Source organism: Caproiciproducens sp. CPB-2 (genome assembly GCF_036287215.1).
Lineage (GTDB): Bacteria > Bacillota > Clostridia > Oscillospirales > Acutalibacteraceae > Caproiciproducens.
This window is the reverse complement of the sequence record NZ_CP142860.1, coordinates 2,435,685-2,453,314: the sequence shown is the minus strand read 5'-3', so window position 1 is coordinate 2,453,314 and position 17,630 is coordinate 2,435,685. Positions and strand designations below refer to the sequence as shown.

At 52.3% G+C, this 17,630-nt stretch carries 14 protein-coding genes; 5 read left to right on the top strand and 9 right to left on the bottom strand.

What is annotated here, in order from left to right; translation table 11 throughout:
• Positions 1-19: 19 nt before the first annotated feature.
• From VXK30_RS12155 to VXK30_RS12140, 4 genes are all read right to left on the bottom strand, one after another.
• Positions 20-880, bottom strand: a complete 861-nt coding sequence (locus tag VXK30_RS12155) for a carbohydrate ABC transporter permease (RefSeq protein ID WP_275713888.1) — start codon at positions 878-880, stop codon at positions 20-22.
• Entirely contained in the window at positions 877-1,830 is a 954-nt protein-coding gene (locus tag VXK30_RS12150) for a carbohydrate ABC transporter permease (RefSeq protein ID WP_275713887.1), read from the bottom strand. Before VXK30_RS12150 ends, VXK30_RS12155 begins: the two co-directional genes overlap by 4 nt.
• A gap of 94 nt (positions 1,831-1,924) precedes the next feature.
• Complete coding sequence (locus VXK30_RS12145; protein ID WP_275713886.1) at positions 1,925-3,373, bottom strand: carbohydrate ABC transporter substrate-binding protein; 1,449 nt, start codon at positions 3,371-3,373, stop codon at positions 1,925-1,927.
• A gap of 74 nt (positions 3,374-3,447) precedes the next feature.
• Positions 3,448-4,476, bottom strand: a complete 1,029-nt coding sequence (locus VXK30_RS12140; protein WP_275713885.1) for a LacI family DNA-binding transcriptional regulator — start codon at positions 4,474-4,476, stop codon at positions 3,448-3,450.
• 452 nt (positions 4,477-4,928) lie between these two features.
• Here VXK30_RS12140 and VXK30_RS12135 point away from each other — a divergent pair, with 452 nt between their 5' ends.
• Positions 4,929-7,364 carry a GH36-type glycosyl hydrolase domain-containing protein gene (locus VXK30_RS12135; protein WP_275713884.1) on the top strand — a complete coding sequence of 812 codons (2,436 nt, stop codon included), beginning with the start codon at positions 4,929-4,931 and terminating at the stop codon, positions 7,362-7,364.
• Between the two features lie 106 nt (positions 7,365-7,470).
• Here VXK30_RS12135 and VXK30_RS12130 read toward each other — a convergent pair whose 3' ends face one another.
• The 4 genes from VXK30_RS12130 to melA all read right to left on the bottom strand — a co-directional run bounded on the left by VXK30_RS12130 (position 7,471) and on the right by melA (position 11,952).
• Positions 7,471-8,304, bottom strand: a complete 834-nt coding sequence (locus VXK30_RS12130) for a carbohydrate ABC transporter permease (RefSeq protein ID WP_275713883.1) — start codon at positions 8,302-8,304, stop codon at positions 7,471-7,473.
• A 1-nt stretch (position 8,305) separates the two neighbouring features.
• On the bottom strand, positions 8,306-9,181 hold the full coding sequence (locus VXK30_RS12125; RefSeq protein WP_275713882.1) for a carbohydrate ABC transporter permease: 876 nt from the start codon (positions 9,179-9,181) through the stop codon (positions 8,306-8,308).
• A gap of 73 nt (positions 9,182-9,254) precedes the next feature.
• Positions 9,255-10,547 (bottom strand): extracellular solute-binding protein, encoded by a 1,293-nt coding sequence (locus VXK30_RS12120; RefSeq protein WP_275713881.1) that lies wholly within the window; start codon positions 10,545-10,547, stop codon positions 9,255-9,257.
• 73 nt (positions 10,548-10,620) lie between these two features.
• Positions 10,621-11,952 carry an alpha-galactosidase gene (melA, locus tag VXK30_RS12115; RefSeq protein WP_275713880.1) on the bottom strand — a complete coding sequence of 444 codons (1,332 nt, stop codon included), beginning with the start codon at positions 11,950-11,952 and terminating at the stop codon, positions 10,621-10,623.
• Positions 11,953-12,404: 452 nt separating this feature from the next.
• On the opposite strand from melA, the gene VXK30_RS12110 reads away from it, so the two are divergent.
• The 4 genes from VXK30_RS12110 to VXK30_RS12095 all read left to right on the top strand — a co-directional run bounded on the left by VXK30_RS12110 (position 12,405) and on the right by VXK30_RS12095 (position 16,983).
• Positions 12,405-13,400 (top strand): LacI family DNA-binding transcriptional regulator, encoded by a 996-nt coding sequence (locus VXK30_RS12110; RefSeq protein ID WP_275713879.1) that lies wholly within the window; start codon positions 12,405-12,407, stop codon positions 13,398-13,400.
• A 103-nt stretch (positions 13,401-13,503) separates the two neighbouring features.
• Positions 13,504-16,053 carry a PEP/pyruvate-binding domain-containing protein gene (locus VXK30_RS12105; RefSeq protein ID WP_275713878.1) on the top strand — a complete coding sequence of 850 codons (2,550 nt, stop codon included), beginning with the start codon at positions 13,504-13,506 and terminating at the stop codon, positions 16,051-16,053.
• Between the two features lie 194 nt (positions 16,054-16,247).
• Positions 16,248-16,733 carry a methylglyoxal synthase gene (locus tag VXK30_RS12100; RefSeq protein ID WP_275713877.1) on the top strand — a complete coding sequence of 162 codons (486 nt, stop codon included), beginning with the start codon at positions 16,248-16,250 and terminating at the stop codon, positions 16,731-16,733.
• Between the two features lie 19 nt (positions 16,734-16,752).
• Positions 16,753-16,983 carry an HPr family phosphocarrier protein gene (locus tag VXK30_RS12095; RefSeq protein ID WP_275713876.1) on the top strand — a complete coding sequence of 77 codons (231 nt, stop codon included), beginning with the start codon at positions 16,753-16,755 and terminating at the stop codon, positions 16,981-16,983.
• 119 nt (positions 16,984-17,102) lie between these two features.
• Here VXK30_RS12095 and VXK30_RS12090 read toward each other — a convergent pair whose 3' ends face one another.
• A complete protein-coding gene (locus tag VXK30_RS12090; protein ID WP_275713875.1) occupies positions 17,103-17,465 on the bottom strand; it encodes a NifB/NifX family molybdenum-iron cluster-binding protein in 363 nt (120 codons plus the stop codon).
• Positions 17,466-17,630 lie beyond the last annotated feature (165 nt).

The following is a 17,630-nucleotide window of genomic DNA, read 5'->3' as shown; positions in this document are numbered from 1 at the left end:
TTATTTTGCGGCGGACCGGTTATCCCTTTACGCCGCCCAGCGCAACGCCGCGCACAATGTATTTGGAGAGAATCAGGTAAATCATGATGACCGGAATGATCGCGATGGTGACCATCATGTAGACCTGCCCCATGTCGAATTTGAGGAAATCCGCGCTGCGTAGCTGCGCAATCAGGATGGGCAGAGTCTTTTTGTCAGCTTTGTCAATCAGCAGGGCGGGAATAAAGAAGTTATTCCACGCGGTCACAAAGGTGAAAATCGCCTGTACGGCCACCGCCGGCTTCATGATCGGCAGCACGATGGTGTTAAAGGTGTGGAACTCGCCGCTGCCGTCAATGCGCGCGGCCTCCACGATTTCCATCGGCATATTGCTGTCGAGGTACTGTTTCATAAAGAAAAACACAGTGGGAGAAGCAATGGAGGGCAGAAACAGCGGAATCAGGGAATTGCGCAGCCCCATCGCCTGCATCTGATTGACGAAGCCCACCGCCGAAATCTGCGTCGGCATCATCATAATCAGCAAAATAACCGTAAAAGCGGTCTTCTTAAATCTGAAATCGTAAGCGTAAATCCCATAGGCGGTCAGCGCCGAGAAATAGGACGCCAGAAGCGCCGTCAGCGCGGAGACGACAAGGCTGTTATAAATACCGCTCAGCACGGGGATGTTCGCGTTTTTCAGAAGATTTTTCAGGTTTACGACAAAGGATTTTCCCGGAAGAAACGAGAACCCCTGCTGAATCTGATAGGTGTTCCGGGAAGCGTTGATCAGCAGCATGTAAAAGAAAAACAGGCACAAAAAACAGAGAACGGCCAAAACAAGATAACAGGCGGCCCGTGCGGCGGAAAGTCCGGATTGGCCGGATTTAGAACGCTTATTCATCCATGGACACCCCTTTTTCTTTTGTTTCCGGCAAAGCCGTCGTTGTTTGTCGTGATAAAATAGATCAGGAAGCAGAGCGCCGCGCAGATCAGGAAAAGCACGGTGGAGACCGCTCCGGCCATCCCGTAATTTTTGCTGTACATATGGTTGTTCAGGTACATGATCATCGTGGTCGCGCTGCGGTCCGGATTACCGGAGCCGTTGGTCAGAATCTGGGGCACGTCAAACATCTGCAGGCCGCCGATGAGCGAAGTGACCAGGACATACGCCATAATGGGACGGATCAGCGGAATGGTGATCCGCCAGAACATCTGGTTGGAGGAGGCGCCGTCGATTTCGGCAGCCTCGTAAAGTCCGGGGTCGACGCCCATGATCGCCGCCATCAGCAGAATCGTGGTATTTCCGAACCACATCAGGAAATTCATGAAGCTGATCAGGCCGCGTGTGCCGGCTATGCTGGCCAGAAAACGGAAGGGCTGGCTGAAAATACCGAGGGACACCAGGCTTCCGTTGACGGGGCCGTTGTCGGAGAACAGCGCGAAAAACAGCATGGCAAAAGCGGAAGCCATGATCAGATTCGGCATATAGATCACGGTTTTAAAGAACCCCTGCCCGCGCAGGTTCAGGCGCTGGTTGGTAAACCATGCCGCCAGCAGCAGCGAGATGATGATCTGGGGGACAAAGCCGATCAACCAGATCAGAAGGGTGTTTCCCAGGTAATTCGGCAGGTCCGTCTGAAATAATTTGACATAATTCGCCATGCCCGTAAAGGTAGGTCCAATAATTTTCAGCCCCTGGCGGTAATATTGAAAGAAGCTGTAATAAATGGTGGAGCACAGAGGGATCAGTGAAAAGATAATAAATACGATAAAAAACGGAGCGATAAAAAGATACCCCCATTTTGCGTAGCGGCTGCGCTTCCTTTTTTTCGGCGTACTCTCAGCGTTCATGAAGTCGAAGCCCCCTTTCCCTAATAAAGCCGCACGACCGCGGTCCGGGGGAAGCCCCCTTTGGCAGCCGTGCGGTCAGCTTAAAAAACGAGTGTTATGACGGCCATTTTATCTCTGTGATCTCAGGATATTTTTCCTTGACTGTTTTTTCAAAGTTTGCCTTTGCTTTTTCAAGGTCGATCGTGCCGTTGAAATAGTCCTTGAAGCATTTCTGCATGCTTTCGTTCATTCCCTGATCGTAGGGACCGGCGTTGCTCATGTCGATCTTCGGCGCCACTTCGGCAAAAAGCTTAATGTGGTTCTGGCCGCCGAGAAACGCGGATTTGAAGTCGCTGTTCGCGATTTCTTCCATGGCCGCTTTGTTATTGGTATAATCCTGTGTGTCGGTTGTGATCTTCTTCATGATCGTTCCGTCGCAGGTGAGGGACTTCATGACATTTTTGATCGTGCCGAGGTTGTCGCTTCCCTTGGCGCCGCAGATCCATGTGCCGCCCCAGTAGTAGCTTTGCGGACCCTGACAGACGGCATAGTCGCCGTAAACGCCGTTGCCTGCTTCTTCCTTGCCGCCTTCCGCGACCGGTGTTTTCAGGGAGTTGCCCAGCAGGGTAAAGTTAATGCCCCAGGTGGAGTAGAAGAATCCGAGTACTTTTCCGCTCGGACCCTGGTCGGCCTGCCATTTGTCGTCCCAGAGGGAGGTCTTGTTGTTGTAGGCCTTTTCCGCGTATTCCTTCGTCTGCTTGACCCAGTTCATCAGGTTGGGGTCAACCGTGGCCGTCGTGTCCGTTACCCACGGAGCGGATACGTTGTTGGAGAAGGTGCGGTAGCTGTCGTCGTAGCCGGAAAGCATCTTGTAGCCCTTTGCGCTGGCCTGCGCCGCGACACTGTTGAACTTATCCCAGTCGGAGAGGGCTTCCTGTACCTTTGCGGGATCGTCCGTGCCCAGCACCGCTTTGGCGATGGAACGGCGGTAAGCAAAAAGGCCCGGGGTCGCCTGCCAGGTGGTGCCTTTCAGGGCGCCGCTTTTGTCGGTGACGATATCCTGTGTGTACTGGTATTGGTTGGACAGGTCGCTGTCCGTCAGCCCTATGTCTTTCTTTACATCCAATGTGTATTCACTGTCGACATATTTTAATGCGTAATCGGCTTCCACCAGGAAAATATCGATTTTGTCGTCGGCAGCGGCGCTTTCCTGAGAAAGCAGCGCCTGATCCAGTTTGTTCTGATAGTTGTTGTTGTCATTTGGGTTGATGGTCCATTTGACGACGGTGCCGTCGTTTAAGGTAGTGGTGGATTTGTCCTTGGCCACTTCCTTCACTTCCGGATTGTAATCGTTGAACCTGCTTTGGAACTCATCGTTCCAGCACCAAATGTTGAGCGTTTTTCCTTCCGCTGCCGGAGCTTCGCTGTTTGCGGCTTCCTGGCTTTCAGCGGGAGCTGCCGTCGATGCGGCCGGTCCGCTCTGACAGCCGGAAACGGTTGCCATGACGCCTGTCATCATCGCGAGAGCCAGAAGCGTTGCGGTGATTTTTCTTGCCTTTTTCATGTTTACGAAATCCTCCTTTAATCTGGCGGACAATCCGCTAAAATGTATCAGCATGGCAGTCGCTCTGCCAAAACTTACTCAATGGAGGGATCCACCCTTCCTACGGACTGGCCTTCTATCAGCTGGCCCATCACCGTAACGTTCTCCGTTATGGTGGTAAGGGGGTTTTCTATTTGGCCGATCAGCCTGCGTGCGGCTTCGCGGCCGAGCATTTTCGTGTCCTGCTTCAGCGTGGTGAGCCGCGGCTTGATCACCTGGGAAAGGGCGATTCCGTCGTATCCCGCAATGGAAATATCCTCCGGAATCCTCAGCCCCGCGGCCTCGATCGCCTCAATGCCCCCGAGCGCCGCGTAATCGTCGGGCATGACGATGCAGGTCGGGCGGTTCGGCAGGCTCAAAAGCTGTTTGACGCTGTGCCGGGTAGCGGTGGGGTCGCGGTAGGCCGCGCGTACAAGATACTCCTGGGGCGTCTCGATCCCCAAATCCATCAGCGACTTGCAGAAGCTGGTCAGACGCTGTTCGGTGACCGCCGTTCTTTCACCGTGGACATAGGCGATTCTCCGGTGGCCCATGTCATATATGTACTGTACAAGCTCGTGCATCCCCCGAACGTTCGCCGAGTTGATGCTTGTATGGTTGTTGAACACATGGTCGATGGTCACGACGGGGGTGCTGCTGCTGATCAGCTCGACGACCTCCGGTTTCTGGAAATCGATGCAGGCGATACACACGCCGTCAAAATTACGGTATCTGCAGTGCTCCAGAAAAGTCATCGGCCGGTTTCCGATATTGATATTGTGATTGATAAAGGTGATGTCGTAGCCGTGTTTTTCCGCTTCCACCTTAAAGCTGTCCAAAACGGCGGCAAAATAATCGTGCGTCAGTCCGCTCTGGGCTTCGTCCACAAACAGTACTCCTAAATTATGGGTACGGTTTGTTTTCAGGGCCCTTGCGTTGGAGTTCGGGAAGTAGCCGAACTGCTCCGCCGTTTTCAGAACGCGCTGGCGGGTTTCCTTGCTGATGTCGCTGTAGCTGTTCAGCGCCTTGCTCACCGTTGAAACGGACAATCCGCATTTTAACGCAATCTCTTTTATGTTTGCCATATGACTTTCCCCTGTCTGAAAAATTTTCTAAATCGTTTTCGTAAGTTATTATAATCCAAATTCCATAATTTTTCAATAGTAATTTAAATATTAATATTAAATTTTTTAATATTTTTCATTTACAGATAAATTTTATGGACAAAGCTGGTCTTTATTTTTCTATTATCAATATAATATACGAAACTGTTTTCGTAAATTTCGCAAACCAAGAGATTTTTTAAAAAATCAATAGAATAATGAGAAATTCTGGGCTTTGGGGTCCTATCCCTCTGCTTTGGTTTAAAACAGCAGAATATAACGGTTGATATTCGTGTAATATGCTGAATATTAAAAAACACTTGATTTTATCCGTCATACCTATTACTATAAAGAAAATGGGTTTCGTGTTTTGTGAAATTACTAAATCGTTTTCGTAATTTGTAGTCAAACAAAGCATTGGGAGGAACTTGCCTATGAAATTCGGATATTTTGACGACGTCCGCAGGGAGTATGTGATTACCCGGCCGGACACCCCCTACCCCTGGATCAACTATCTTGGAAGCGAAGACTTTTTTTCACTGATCTCGAACACATCGGGGGGATATTGCTTTTATAAAGACGCACGCATGCTTCGCCTCACGCGGTACCGGTACAATAATGTTCCCACGGATGCGGGAGGGCGTTACTTTTATATAAATGACCAAGGCACCGTCTGGAATCCGGGCTGGGCGCCGACGAAAACGCCGCTGGACTCTTACGGGTGCCGCCACGGGCTGGGATACAGCATTTTCGATTCCAGTAAAAACGGCCTGCGGGCGACGCAGACCGTTTTTGTCCCGATCGGCGCGGACTGTGAAGTAACCCGCCTGACGATGAAGAACACCTCCGCAGAGCCAAAGAGCTTTCAGGTGTTCTCTTTTGTTGAATTCTGCCTTTGGAACGCGTACGACGACATGACGAACTTCCAGCGCAATTTCAATATCGGGGAAGTGGAAGTGGACGGCAGGGCGATTTACCACAAATCGGAATACCGCGAGCGGCGCAATCATTACGCGGTGTTCGGCGTGAACACCGCGATCGACGGCTTCGACACGGACCGGGAATCCTTTTTAGGGGCCTACAACGGCTTTGACAGGCCGGACGCGGTGCTTGAGGGGAAGCCCCGCAACTCCGTCGCAAGCGGCTGGGCGCCCGTCGGCTCCCACTGCGTCCGGGTGACCCTTGCCCCCGGAGAGGAAAAAAGCCTGATTTACGTTCTGGGTTACTGTGAAAACCCGGAGGATCGGAAATGGGAAGCGCCGAATGTTGTCAATAAAACGCCGGCAAAAAAGCTGCTAAGCGCCTTTTCCACAGACGCGCAGGTGGACTTCGCGCTGTCCCGTATCAAAGAGTACTGGGACGGACTGCTTTCCAATTTCCGCCTTGACAGCCGGGATGAAAAGCTGAACCGCATGGTGAACATCTGGAACCAGTACCAGTGCATGGTGACGTTCAACATGTCGCGCTCCGCCTCCTATTTTGAGTCCGGGATCGGCAGGGGGATGGGCTTCCGGGATTCCGCGCAGGACCTTCTCGGCTTTGTGCATTTGATTCCCTCCCGGGCAAGGACCCGTATTCTGGATATCGCCGCTACGCAGATGGAGGACGGAAGCGCCTACCATCAGTACCAGCCGCTGACCAAACGGGGCAACCATGAAGTCGGCAGCGGGTTTAACGACGATTCCCTGTGGCTGATTTTCGGGGTGATCGCGTATCTGAAGGAAACGGGGGACTGGCCGGTTCTGCAGGAGCAGGTTCCCTTCAATAACGCGGAGGGCACGGAGGTTCCCCTGCTAAAGCATTTGAAACGTTCGTTTGACCATGTGCTGAACAACCTTGGACCGCACGGGCTTCCGCTGATCGGCCGCGCCGACTGGAACGACTGCCTGAACCTGAACTGCTTTTCCAAAACGCCCGGGGAATCCTTCCAGACCTGCGCGAACTTTGAAAGCGGGATCGCGGAATCGGTGTTTATCGCGGGGCTGTTTGTTTCGGTCGGCCCGGCGTACGCCGAAATCCTGCGCCGGTCGGGCTGCGCGGGGGAAGCGGAACGTGCGCTTCGCGAAGTGCGCAATATGACCGACGCCATCCTCAAGGACGGTTGGGACGGCGAATGGTTCCTGCGGGCCTACGACGCCTTCGGGGACAAGGTTGGAAGCCGGGAATGCGACGAAGGCAAGCTGTTTATCGAACCGCAGGGCTTCTGCGTCATGGCCGGGGTCGGCGTAAAGGAAGGCCTGGCGCAGCGCGCTCTGGATTCCGTGCACCGGCATCTTGACACGGAATTCGGTTTGGTTCTGAATTGGCCGTCCTATACCTCTTACCGGCTGAATCTGGGCGAAATATCCTCCTATCCTCCGGGCTATAAGGAAAATGGCGGCATTTTCTGTCACAACAATCCCTGGGTTTCCATTGCGGAAACCGTTCTCGGCCGCGGCGATCTGGCGTTTTCCGTTTACAAAAAAACCTGCCCCGCCTATACGGAGCAGATCAGTGAAGTGCATCGCACCGAACCCTATGTTTACGCGCAGATGATCGCGGGGCGCGACGCGCCGCGGCACGGCGAGGCGAAAAATTCCTGGCTGACCGGTACGGCGGCCTGGAGCTTTTACAACGTCTCCCAGTTTATTCTCGGTATCCGGCCCCAGTTCGACGGACTGGAAATCGATCCGTGTATTCCCGAGGATTTCGGCAGTTTTACGGTGGAACGCAAGTTCCGCGGCTCCACGTACCGGATCGAGATCGACAATGCGGCGGGGAAGAGCAAAGGCGTAAAAAGCATGACGCTTGACGGCGAACCGGTACGGGGCAACGTCCTTCCGGTGTGCGGCGACGGGCAAAAGCATGTTGTCCGTGTGTGCATGGGCTGACATTCTCTTCTTAGGCAATACAGCCGTTTCTCATTTTGCGGCATAGGAATATAAAAACAGGCGGATCGCCCGGAAAACGGGTCGATCCGCCTATGCTTGTTTTTCTTTATTTCATGCCAGAGATCGCAACGCCCTTGATGAACTGCTTCTGGAAGCAGAGAAGAAGGATGGTCACCGGGAGCATAATCAGCGCGGAGGCCGCCATGACGGCGCTGATATCGGTGGAATGCGCGTCGGAGAAATAGGTCAGCGCCAGAGGAAGCGTCATGCTCTTCAGTGTGGAGAGCATGATCAGAGGGTTCAGGTAATCGTTCCAGATATCCAGGAAGGTGAAAATCGCTAAAGCCGCGATGCAGGGCCGCAGCTGCGGCAGGATGATGCTGGCGTAGATTCGGAAATCCCCCGCGCCGTCCAGCTTCGCGGCCTCGCAAAGGCTGTCCGGGATTTCGTCGCAGAACTGCCGGCAAAGATAAATGCCGAACCCGGATACGATCGCAGGAATGATCAGCGCCTGCAGGCTGTTGTACAGGCCGACCTGATTGATAATCAGGAAACGGGGGATCATGGTGATCTGGCTGGGAACCATCATGGTGCTCAGCACCAGCCAGAAAAGAAAGTTTTTCCCCTTGAACCGGTATTTGGAAAACACATAGCCGGTGATCGTGCTTGTAAAGATGACCGCCGCCGTAACGGTAACGGACACGATCACGCTGTTTTTGAACCAGCTGAAGAACGGCGATTTTGTCAAAACGGTGAGGTAGCCGGAAAGCGTCCATTTGATCGGCATGACTTTTCCGGGGTTGTACAGGACCTCGCGGGTGCTCTTGAAGGAAGTGAGCATCATCCAGATGTAGGGCGCAATAATGAGCAGGGCGAAAACCATCAGGATGACGGCGATCACAACATACAGCTTGTAGTATTTTCTGGAATTGCTTGCCATCTTAATACCCCCATTCCACGCGGTTGAGCCGCTGCTGAATGATTGTGACGATCATGATGAGAACGAAGAGAACGACCGCGATTGCGGACGCGTAGCCCATATCCTTGGTCTGGAAAGCGGTTTTGTAGATGTAATAGGTAAGAACGTTTCCCGAGTTTTCCGGGCCGCCCAGCTTTGCAAGGACCTGAAACTGCGCGAACATCTGGAAGTGGGAGATAATCGTCATGGCCACGACGAAGCTGACGGTTCTTCCCAGAAGCGGCAGGGTGATATAGAAGAATTTTTTCACCATGCCCGCGCCGTCGATTTCGGCCGCCTCGTAGAAATCCGTCGGGATTCCGTCCATGCCGGCGGAAAACAGGATGATGTTGTAGCCGATATCGGCCCAAAGCGTGAAAATAATGATGGCGGGCATCACGTAGCTTGCGGTTCCCAGCCAGTTAACCGGGGAAATCCCGAAGAAGGTTTTGAGCATATTGTTGATCAGGCCGTACTTGGTGGCATAGAGCCCGCCCCATACCACGCTGGAGGCGATCAGCGGCGCCACGCAGGGCATGAAGAAGATCACCCGGAAAAAGCTCCGGAATTTCGGCCACGGCAGCATGCTGATCAGCTGCGCGAGCACGAGGGTGATGAATATATTCAGAGTAACGGTAATGCCGACAAATACGAGCGTGTTTGTGGTGGATTTCAGGAAGATTTTATCCGACATCAGCTTACCGAAGTTTTCAAATCCGATAAAATGGTTGATGGCTCTGAGCGGGTTGTAATCGAAAAAGGAAATCGCAAGGCCGCCTGCAATGGGCAGTACGAAGAAGACTGCCAATAAAAGAAAAATCGGGAGCAGCACAAAATAGACAAAACGATTGTTTTTCACGGGTCGATCCTCCTTAGAGAGACGGCGGGCTCTCTCCTTTGTCAAAAGCCCGCCGTATTTTCATGTGCAATGATTATTCCGCGTTCATTGTGCTGTCAAGTTTTTCAAGCGCTTCAGCCACAGGGGTCTTGTTGTTCACGATATCAATAAAGGTGTTTTTTACATTTTCCTTCAGTTTATCCGTGTTGAAATAACCGATGAACTTGCCGCCGTCCAGAATGTTTACCAGCGGCTCAAGATAAGGCATCGCCTTCAGCAGCTCCGGATTGTGGGCCGCGGTTTTGGATGCGGGCACCATGCCGCAGGCAATGTTGTAATCCAGCACTCTGTCGGGATCGGTCCAGAATTCAACGAACTTCCATGCCGCTTCCTGATTTTTCGAGGAAGCGTTGACCGCCAGCCCCCAGCCGGTTTCCGCCGCGAACAGCTTCTGCGGGCCGTAGAACGGCATTGCAACGTACTCGAAATCCTTTCCGTACTCCAGGCCGTCGACATGGATGCCTTCCGAGACCGTCCACGGTCCGCGGGGAACCATCAGCTCCTCGTCGCTGGTGAAAAGCTTCTGATAGGGCTCCGTGTCGCTGGCGTTGGTCAGGCCGTCGAGGTTTGTGATCTTATCAACGGCAACATAGTCCACAAGCTTCTGCATGGTTTCGACGCCGACAGGATTGTTGAAGTTGAACTTGTCGCCTTCCATGTATTTGCCGCCGGAGGAAAGAATCATGGACAGCCAGGTGTAGGGAAGCGTATCCCACCCAACGAAATCCAGTCCGCGAAGGTGATACACCGCGCCGTCGGAGGAGGAATTCTTCTTGGCGATGTTGATCATATCGTCCCATGTGGTGGGGTACTGAATGCCCAGCTCCTTGAATTTCGGGGTGTTGACCAGCAGCCCGCCGTATTCGATGTTGAACTCCAGCGGGACGCCGTAGTACTTTCCTTTGTAGCCGAAGGAACCGATGACAGGCTCGTAGCTGTCCGACTTTACCTTCTCCATGTATGTATCCGGTACGGGAGAGAAGGCCCCGGTCTTGGCGTAATCGATCGCCCAGCCGCCCCACAGCTGATAAACATCCGCTCCGCCTTCCTTGCTTAAAAGGGAGGTCTGCGTCTTGGATTCAAACTCGTCATAGGGAAAAGATTCGCGTACCACTTTAATGTCGGGATTCGCCGCTTCAAAATCCGCGATCATTTTGTCCTGAGCGGGGTTCCAGTTCTCGTCGATATGGGACCACAGGGTAATCGTGGTGGCGGCGCCCGACTTTCCTGCGGCCGAGGAATCGGAGTTTGCAGCGGGTGCACCGCACCCGGTCAGCAGGGAAGCTGCCAGAGCGACGGCAAGTACACAAGATGTAAACTTTTTCATTTCAATCCTCCATTGTTTGAATTTGATTGTATCTTACCTGCTGCGGGAGCAGGGTGAGCCAAAATAAATCGATTTAAATGGCGAGCGATTTGAAATAGGTCAGGTATTCCTTGTTTTTATCCAGCATTTCCTGTACCATCTGCTTGGTTTCCGCCATGGAGAGCACGGCCGAGGTAAGGGGATCGAACAGAACCGCCTGGAAAATTTTCCACGGGTCCCCTTCGATCGCGCCGTCGATCGCCAGTTCCTCGCAGCGGGAAGAGGTGTTGACCAGAATCGCGAGGTTGTCGGGCAGTTTGCCGACGTGGAACGGGCGGATTCCCGCGCGGGAGGACAGGACGGGTACTTCTACACAGGCCCCGTCGGGCAGATTGTCGATCAGGCCGAAGTTCCTGAGGTTGCCGTTAAACTCAAACGGAGTGTGGTCGCCGAAGACGGCGTTGAAAATATTGGAAGCGTATTCGTCGCCCCTCTTGAGATCGAACTCCTCTTCTTCCAGCATCTTCTGGAATTCGCTTTCCCAGGAGCATTCTCTTTTCAGATACTCATCCAATATGTAGGCGTGGGCGCCCGGGTTCCAGCCCGTGCCGTGCGTGCAGTATTTTTCGATTAAATCCGGACGTTTGCGGAACCAGGCGTTGTACTCGGAATTGTGCCCGGACGACTCCGTCGGATAATAGCCCAGATTGAGGAACATTTCGGACCGGACCGGTTCTTCCGCCGCGACCTCCGGCTTTTCCAGCACCGCTTTTTTCAGCAGCGGCAGCGCGTCCTGTCCCTTCCAGTCCATTTTCAGGTAAAACGCCTGATGGTTGATCCCGGCGCAGGTGTAAGTCAGTTCCTCCGGCTTCGCGCCGATAAAGCCGGCGAGCATTTCCGCGGTTCCCTGTACGCTGTGGCACAGGCCGGTCACGTTTACCTTGGTCTGGCGCTGCAGATATCCGCACAGAAGCGCCATGGGGTTTGTATAGTTCAGGACGATTGCGTCCGGGCACAGAGCTTCCACATCGCGGATGATCTCCAGCATAACGGGCGCGGTCCTTAAAAACCGGAAAATACCGGACGGTCCTCTCGTATCGCCGACACAGATATCGACCCCGTATTTTGCGGGAATTTCAATATCGTGGCGCCATACGTCGACGCCGCCCTGCAGAATGGTAATCAGGACGCCGTCCGCGCCTTTCAGGGCCTCGCGGCGGTCCAAAGTCGCCGATACCTTTGCGGGGTAGCTGCCCTTTTCAATTATTTTTTCCACTGCCTTCCTGGAATAGGAAAGCCTTTTGGAATCGATATCCATCAACGCGATTTCACAGTCCCGAAAAGCGTCAAAGGTAAGGATATCACGAACCAGATCTCTTGTAAATTCCAGGGATCCCGAACCGATGAAAGCAAATTTTTTTGACATGTTACATACTCCTATCCGCGGTTGCAAATGAATCGATTAGTGAAACAATAATTTGTTTTCTTAACAACCTGAAAGTATTGTAGCATTGAAAAATCAATTTGTAAATCATATTTGTCAAAAATATCTTTTTATAATGTATTTTTGTGATTAATTTTAATAAATATATCTTAGCTCTGTGAAATATCACAAGAGCTTTTCTGAAAAACCGCAGTAATATTTTAGGAAAAGAAATTATTAGTTTAGTAAACAATGACTGGCAACTATGATTTTCAGATTCTCCTGCCTGGAATTTGTCCTCGTTTAACCGTTAGTATCCCCAAATAATCTTTCCTTTGGGAAATTTGCAGAAGGATAACTTTCCTTTTTCGGCTTTTTTACTTTGGATTGACATTTTATTGGCGAATGTTTATAATTTGTTTGGCAAACAACTGCGCATTGATAGGAGGAACATGATGTCGACAATCAGGGATGTGGCAAAATATGCGGATGTGTCCATCGCAACGGTATCGCGAATTTTGTCTGGGGACGCGAATTATAAGGCGACCGAAAAGACGCGCAAAAGAGTGAAGGACGCCGCCGCCGCCCTCAATTATTCTTATAAACGGCGGCTGCCGAAGGTGCAGGCCAAAAATATCTGTTGTATTTTGTCCATGACCGCGGAAAAATACGCAGACCCGTATTTTTCCTCCATTTTATCGGCGCTGGAAAGCAGGCTGCTGGAGCATAACTGCATCATCACGACGGTACGCAACTACAGCGAGCTGAGCAATCCCCAGAAGCTCGATCTCACCTTCGGGCGGGACCTGGACGGGCTGGTCATCATGGATGATCTTCCCGAGGACGCGTTCCGCTACGTCTGCAGCCGTGTCAGGTATGTGGTGGGCTGCGACACGGCGTACGGCAGTCTGGATAATATCGGCTTCGATCTGTTCAATGCGTCCGTTCAGGCTGTCCGCCATCTGATCGACCGGGGGTACCGGAAAATAGCCTATGTCGGCGGCGCCAACCTGAAGGATTTCCGCAGCGACAAGCGGCAGATCGCCATCCGTTCCACGTTGGAGCTTGCCGGGCTGGAATACCGTCCGGAGTGGATGCTCGACTGTAAATGGGACATCGGCGTTTGCCTGAACGGCGTCCGCGGGCTTTTATCCATGCCCGCGGAAGACCGCCCCGACGCGATCTTTGTCGGAAACGATACGCTGGCGTCCGCCGTTCTTCCCCTGATTAAGGAAATGGGGCTTACCGTTCCGCAGGACGTCGCGGTGATCGGTTTCAACAACGACTCCATCTCCTCCTATACTTTCCCCGGCCTTACGACGATTTCCGTACCTGTTCAGGAGATGGGGAAAACGACGGCGGATGTTTTGTACAGCCGTATCTGCGGAGATACCGGCATGGTCCGGAACATTGTGTTTCCGACGGAGCTGGTGATCCGGTCCTCCACCTGAATGCGATCATAACATAATAAAAAACGATGCCGCGGAAATGTGGCATCGTTTGTGTTATAATAAGAAAAAATTGTTTTCGGAATCAGCAAAACGGAGGTGCGGCATGAACATACACGAACGGGTAAGCACCGGGCTGGGCGGCTTTGACCGGGTGATCGACAGCCTCAGGCTGGGGGACAACGTGGTCTGGCAGGTGGATACCGCGGCCGATTACCGGAAAATGGCGGAACCGTTTGCCGCACAGGCGAAGCGGGATCACAGAAAACTGATCTACGTCCGTTTTGCCGGACACGAACCGATTCTGCAGGACAGCCCGGATATCAGGCTCTATCGGATCGAGGCGCAGAAAGGCTTTGAAAGCTTTGTCGCGGAAGTATACAGTCTGGTGAAGCAGGAGGGCAGAAAGGCCTTCTATGTTTTTGACTGTCTGACCGATTTGCTGGAATACTGGCATTCCGACCTGATGATCGAAAACTTCTTTAAAGTGACCTGCCCGTTCCTGTACGAACTGGACACGGTCGCCTATTTCGCGATCATGCGCAATATCCACACCTACGGCACCATTGCCGGAATCCGTGAGACGACGCAACTTCTGCTCGACCTGTATCAGGTCGGCGGAAAATTCTATATCCATCCGCTCAAGGTGCTCAAGCGCTATTCCCCCACCATGTTTTTTCCCCATCTGATCCAGGAGGGGGAGGCGGTCTCCATCACGTCCAGCGCGGACGCCGCCGAGCTTTTTTCCGGAATCAGCCGCGGGGAAGAGCGGCTTGACTACTGGGACGTGATCTTCAACCGGGCGAAAGAGGCCGTCCACCTTGCCCCGGAACGGCGGGAAGCGGTCAAAAGGGACCTGATGTCCATGCTGATCGGGGAAAAATCCAGAATGTTTGAGCTGTGCGACCGCTATTTTACTCTGAACGATATCCTGATGATCTATGCCCGGGAGGTCGGGACAGGGTTTATCGGCGGTAAAAGTGTCGGCATGCTGCTTGCCCGGAAAATACTGGAGAAGGACGGCGGAAACCGGTTCACTCCCTTTCTGGAACCCCACGACTCCTATTACCTCGGTTCCGATCTTTTTTATACTTATCTTGTTCAAAACGGCCTGTGGAAGCTGCGGATGAAGCAGAAAACGGAAGGCGGCTATTTCAAATACGCCCCGGAATTGAAGGAAAGGCTTCTGCACGGCAGGTTTTCGGAGACGATTCAGGAGCAGTTTCTCCAGATGCTGGAGCATTTCGGCCAGTCTCCTATTATCGTGCGTTCCAGTTCCTTACTGGAGGACAACTTCGGCAATGCGTTCGCCGGAAAGTACGACAGCATCTTCTGCGTGAATCAGGGCACCCCCGAAGAACGCTACGAAGCCTTTGAACGGGCGATCCGTACGGTTTACGCCAGCACGATGAACGAAGACGCGCTTTCCTACCGGATCAGCAGGGGGCTCTCCGAAAAGGATGAGCAGATGGCCATTCTGGTCCAGCGCGTTTCCGGGGATTACCACGGGGAAAACTTTTTCCCGCATCTTGCCGGCGTAGGGAACTCCTCCAACCTTTATGTCTGGGATAAAACCGTCGACATGGAGGCCGGCATGCTCCGGCTGGTGTTCGGGCTCGGTACCCGGGCGGTGGACAGAACGGTCGGCGACTATGTCAGGATCGTCTGTCTGGACGACCCCCTGCGCACCCCGCCGACGGATTACGACGATCAGCAGAAGTTTTCCCAGCACTTTGTCGACGTCCTTTCTCTTCCGGAAAACGCTTTGACCGGCAAGGGACTGGAAGAAATTTTGTCGTATGATATCCATACGGACAGGGAGCTGTTTGCCGGACAGGACTTCCGGGCGGCCGCGCGGCTGCGCGAGCTGGGCTACAGCGACAAAAAAATACCGCATATCCTCCACTTTGAAAAGCTGCTGAAAACGACGGAGTTTCCCCGCTTTATGAAAGACCTGCTGGCGCTTCTGTCGAACGTATATAACTATCCTGTGGATATTGAATTTACGGCAAATTTCAGAACGGACCGGTCCTTTAAAGTAAACCTTCTGCAGTGCCGGCCGCTGCAGACGCGGGGGCTGGGAAAATCCGTGGAAATTCCCGCGCTCACGGATGAACGGGACTGCTTTTTCGCTTCCGAGGGAAATTTCATGGGCGGAAACGTGCATTTGCCCATCGATTATGTCGTTTATGTACACGCGCCTGCGTATCTGAATCTGAGTGAGCAGAATAAATATATGGTCGCGCGGCAGATCGGCATGATCAATACCGCGCTGAAGGGGAAGAATGTCCTGTTGATGGGCCCCGGGCGCTGGGGGACGACGACGCCTTCTTTGGGCGTCCCCGTGCATTTTTCCGAGCTCTGCAACATGGCGGTGATCTGTGAGGTAGCGTCGCCCACGGAGGGACTGATGCCGGAGCTGTCCTATGGCAGCCATTTCTTTCAGGACCTTGTCGAAACGGGGATTTTTTATGTGGCGATTTTTAACGGCCAAAAAAATGTGGTTTTTCACCCGGAACGGATTTTGGAACAGGAAAATATCCTTTCGTCCATTCTGCCCCAGAGCGGACAGTTTGGCGATGCGATCCGGATTGTGCGAACGGACGGGATGGAAATCTTTTCCGATATCCTCACACAGCGCCTTTTGTGCAGATGATTCCGGAAGGTTTGCAGCTTTCCACGCTGCTCCGGAGCACTCGGATTCCCTTGAACTCCCTGTGGCCATCTGCTATAATATGGTAAATCGCCGAATGGCGATCGGGACTTGATCCGGAGACTTTAGGAACAATAGAAAAATCATTTCAGGATACGCGAAGAGCCGATGGAAACAATAAGACAGGAGAATGATTTATGGATAATGAGTTTATTACCTTTACAATCGGAAAACAGAAAAAAATCGCGCTGATTGCCCATGACGGAAAAAAACAGGAACTGATTGAGTGGTGCGCGAAAAATCAGGATGTTCTGAAAAACCATTTTTTGTGCGGCACCGGAACGACGGCAAGGATGGTGACCGACCGGACAGGCCTTCCCGTAAAGGGCTATAACAGCGGACCGCTTGGCGGCGACCAGCAGATCGGCGCTAAAATCGTGGAGGGAAATATCGATTTTGTGATCTTCTTTTCCGATCCGCTGGAAGCACAGCCGCATGATCCCGACGTAAAGGCGCTGCTGAGAATCGCCCAGGTGTACGATATTCCGATAGCGAATAATAAGGCGACCGCCGATTTCCTGATTAATTCCAGTCTGATGAATCAGGAATATGAGCATCAGGTCATTAATTTCCGGCAGAAGGTGATCGACAGGGCCAATAACCAAAGAAAATCCATTCAGTAAGGAGATAGGAAATCAGATTATGATGACTGTGAAAATACTTTTGGACAGCGTTGAGAAGGTAAAAAAATTCACTGCCAGCATCAGCAATGAGGAAGTGGATTTTGAAATTATTGAGGGAATGCATATTGTGGACGCCAAATCGATTATGGGGATTTTCAGCATCGATTTGACCAAGCCCCTTCGGCTGAATATTCATTCCGACGACCGGAAGATTCTGGATAAAATTAAGGATTTCCTCGTTGAGGAATAAACAGGCGCATAAACATACGGAAAATCCTTTCAGACGTTTCCGGCAGAAATCGTCCGGAAAGAAGCAGTACCCGAAAAGACCTTTCAGTCTCAACGGGTACTGTTCTTTTTCGGTCGGCGTTATTCTCCGCATTCGCCCGCGTGCTGATGCTCGTGGCACACCGAATCGGAAGACTTCAGTGTGCCGTTTAAATAGCTGCCGACCGCGGCTTCGGTCTCGCCGGTCACTCCGGTAAAGATTTCGATCCCTTTCTCTTTAAAAATCTCCGCCGCCCCGTCGCCCATACTGCCGGAGATGACGACCTTTACTCCGCGGTCGTTCAGGAAATTCGGCAGAAAACCGGGTTTATGGCCGGGATTCGGAACAAATTCCCTGTCCGTAATCTGCCGGTTTTCCGTTTCAAAGAGTGCAAATCCTTCACAATGGCCGAAGTGCCCCGTTACCAACCTGCCTTTGTCGTCGCTTGCAACTGCAATTTTCATTTTCCGTTTCCTCCTGATTTTTTGTAATCTGTTATTGCGATGCTTGAATTTTGGTCTTATGCCCATAATTATAGTATAATTATGGGCATAAGTCAATATCTGCTGATAAAATCGCACAAAAGAAGGCCGAAGGAAATTTCCTTCGGCCTTTCTGTATGTCGATCG

Excerpts from the sequence above, each read along its gene's own strand:
- VXK30_RS12155 (WP_275713888.1), bottom strand. The coding sequence starts at position 880 with ATGAATAAGCGTTCTAAATCCGGCCAATCCGGACTTTCCGCCGCACGG.
- VXK30_RS12150 (WP_275713887.1), bottom strand. The coding sequence starts at position 1,830 with ATGAACGCTGAGAGTACGCCGAAAAAAAGGAAGCGCAGCCGCTACGCA.
- VXK30_RS12145 (WP_275713886.1), bottom strand. The coding sequence starts at position 3,373 with ATGAAAAAGGCAAGAAAAATCACCGCAACGCTTCTGGCTCTCGCGATG.
- VXK30_RS12140 (WP_275713885.1), bottom strand. The coding sequence starts at position 4,476 with ATGGCAAACATAAAAGAGATTGCGTTAAAATGCGGATTGTCCGTTTCA.
- VXK30_RS12135 (WP_275713884.1), top strand. The coding sequence starts at position 4,929 with ATGAAATTCGGATATTTTGACGACGTCCGCAGGGAGTATGTGATTACC.
- VXK30_RS12130 (WP_275713883.1), bottom strand. The coding sequence starts at position 8,304 with ATGGCAAGCAATTCCAGAAAATACTACAAGCTGTATGTTGTGATCGCC.
- VXK30_RS12120 (WP_275713881.1), bottom strand. The coding sequence starts at position 10,547 with ATGAAAAAGTTTACATCTTGTGTACTTGCCGTCGCTCTGGCAGCTTCC.
- melA (WP_275713880.1), bottom strand. The coding sequence starts at position 11,952 with ATGTCAAAAAAATTTGCTTTCATCGGTTCGGGATCCCTGGAATTTACA.
- VXK30_RS12110 (WP_275713879.1), top strand. The coding sequence starts at position 12,405 with ATGTCGACAATCAGGGATGTGGCAAAATATGCGGATGTGTCCATCGCA.
- VXK30_RS12105 (WP_275713878.1), top strand. The coding sequence starts at position 13,504 with ATGAACATACACGAACGGGTAAGCACCGGGCTGGGCGGCTTTGACCGG.
- VXK30_RS12100 (WP_275713877.1), top strand. The coding sequence starts at position 16,248 with ATGGATAATGAGTTTATTACCTTTACAATCGGAAAACAGAAAAAAATC.
- VXK30_RS12095 (WP_275713876.1), top strand. The coding sequence starts at position 16,753 with ATGATGACTGTGAAAATACTTTTGGACAGCGTTGAGAAGGTAAAAAAA.
- VXK30_RS12090 (WP_275713875.1), bottom strand. The coding sequence starts at position 17,465 with ATGAAAATTGCAGTTGCAAGCGACGACAAAGGCAGGTTGGTAACGGGG.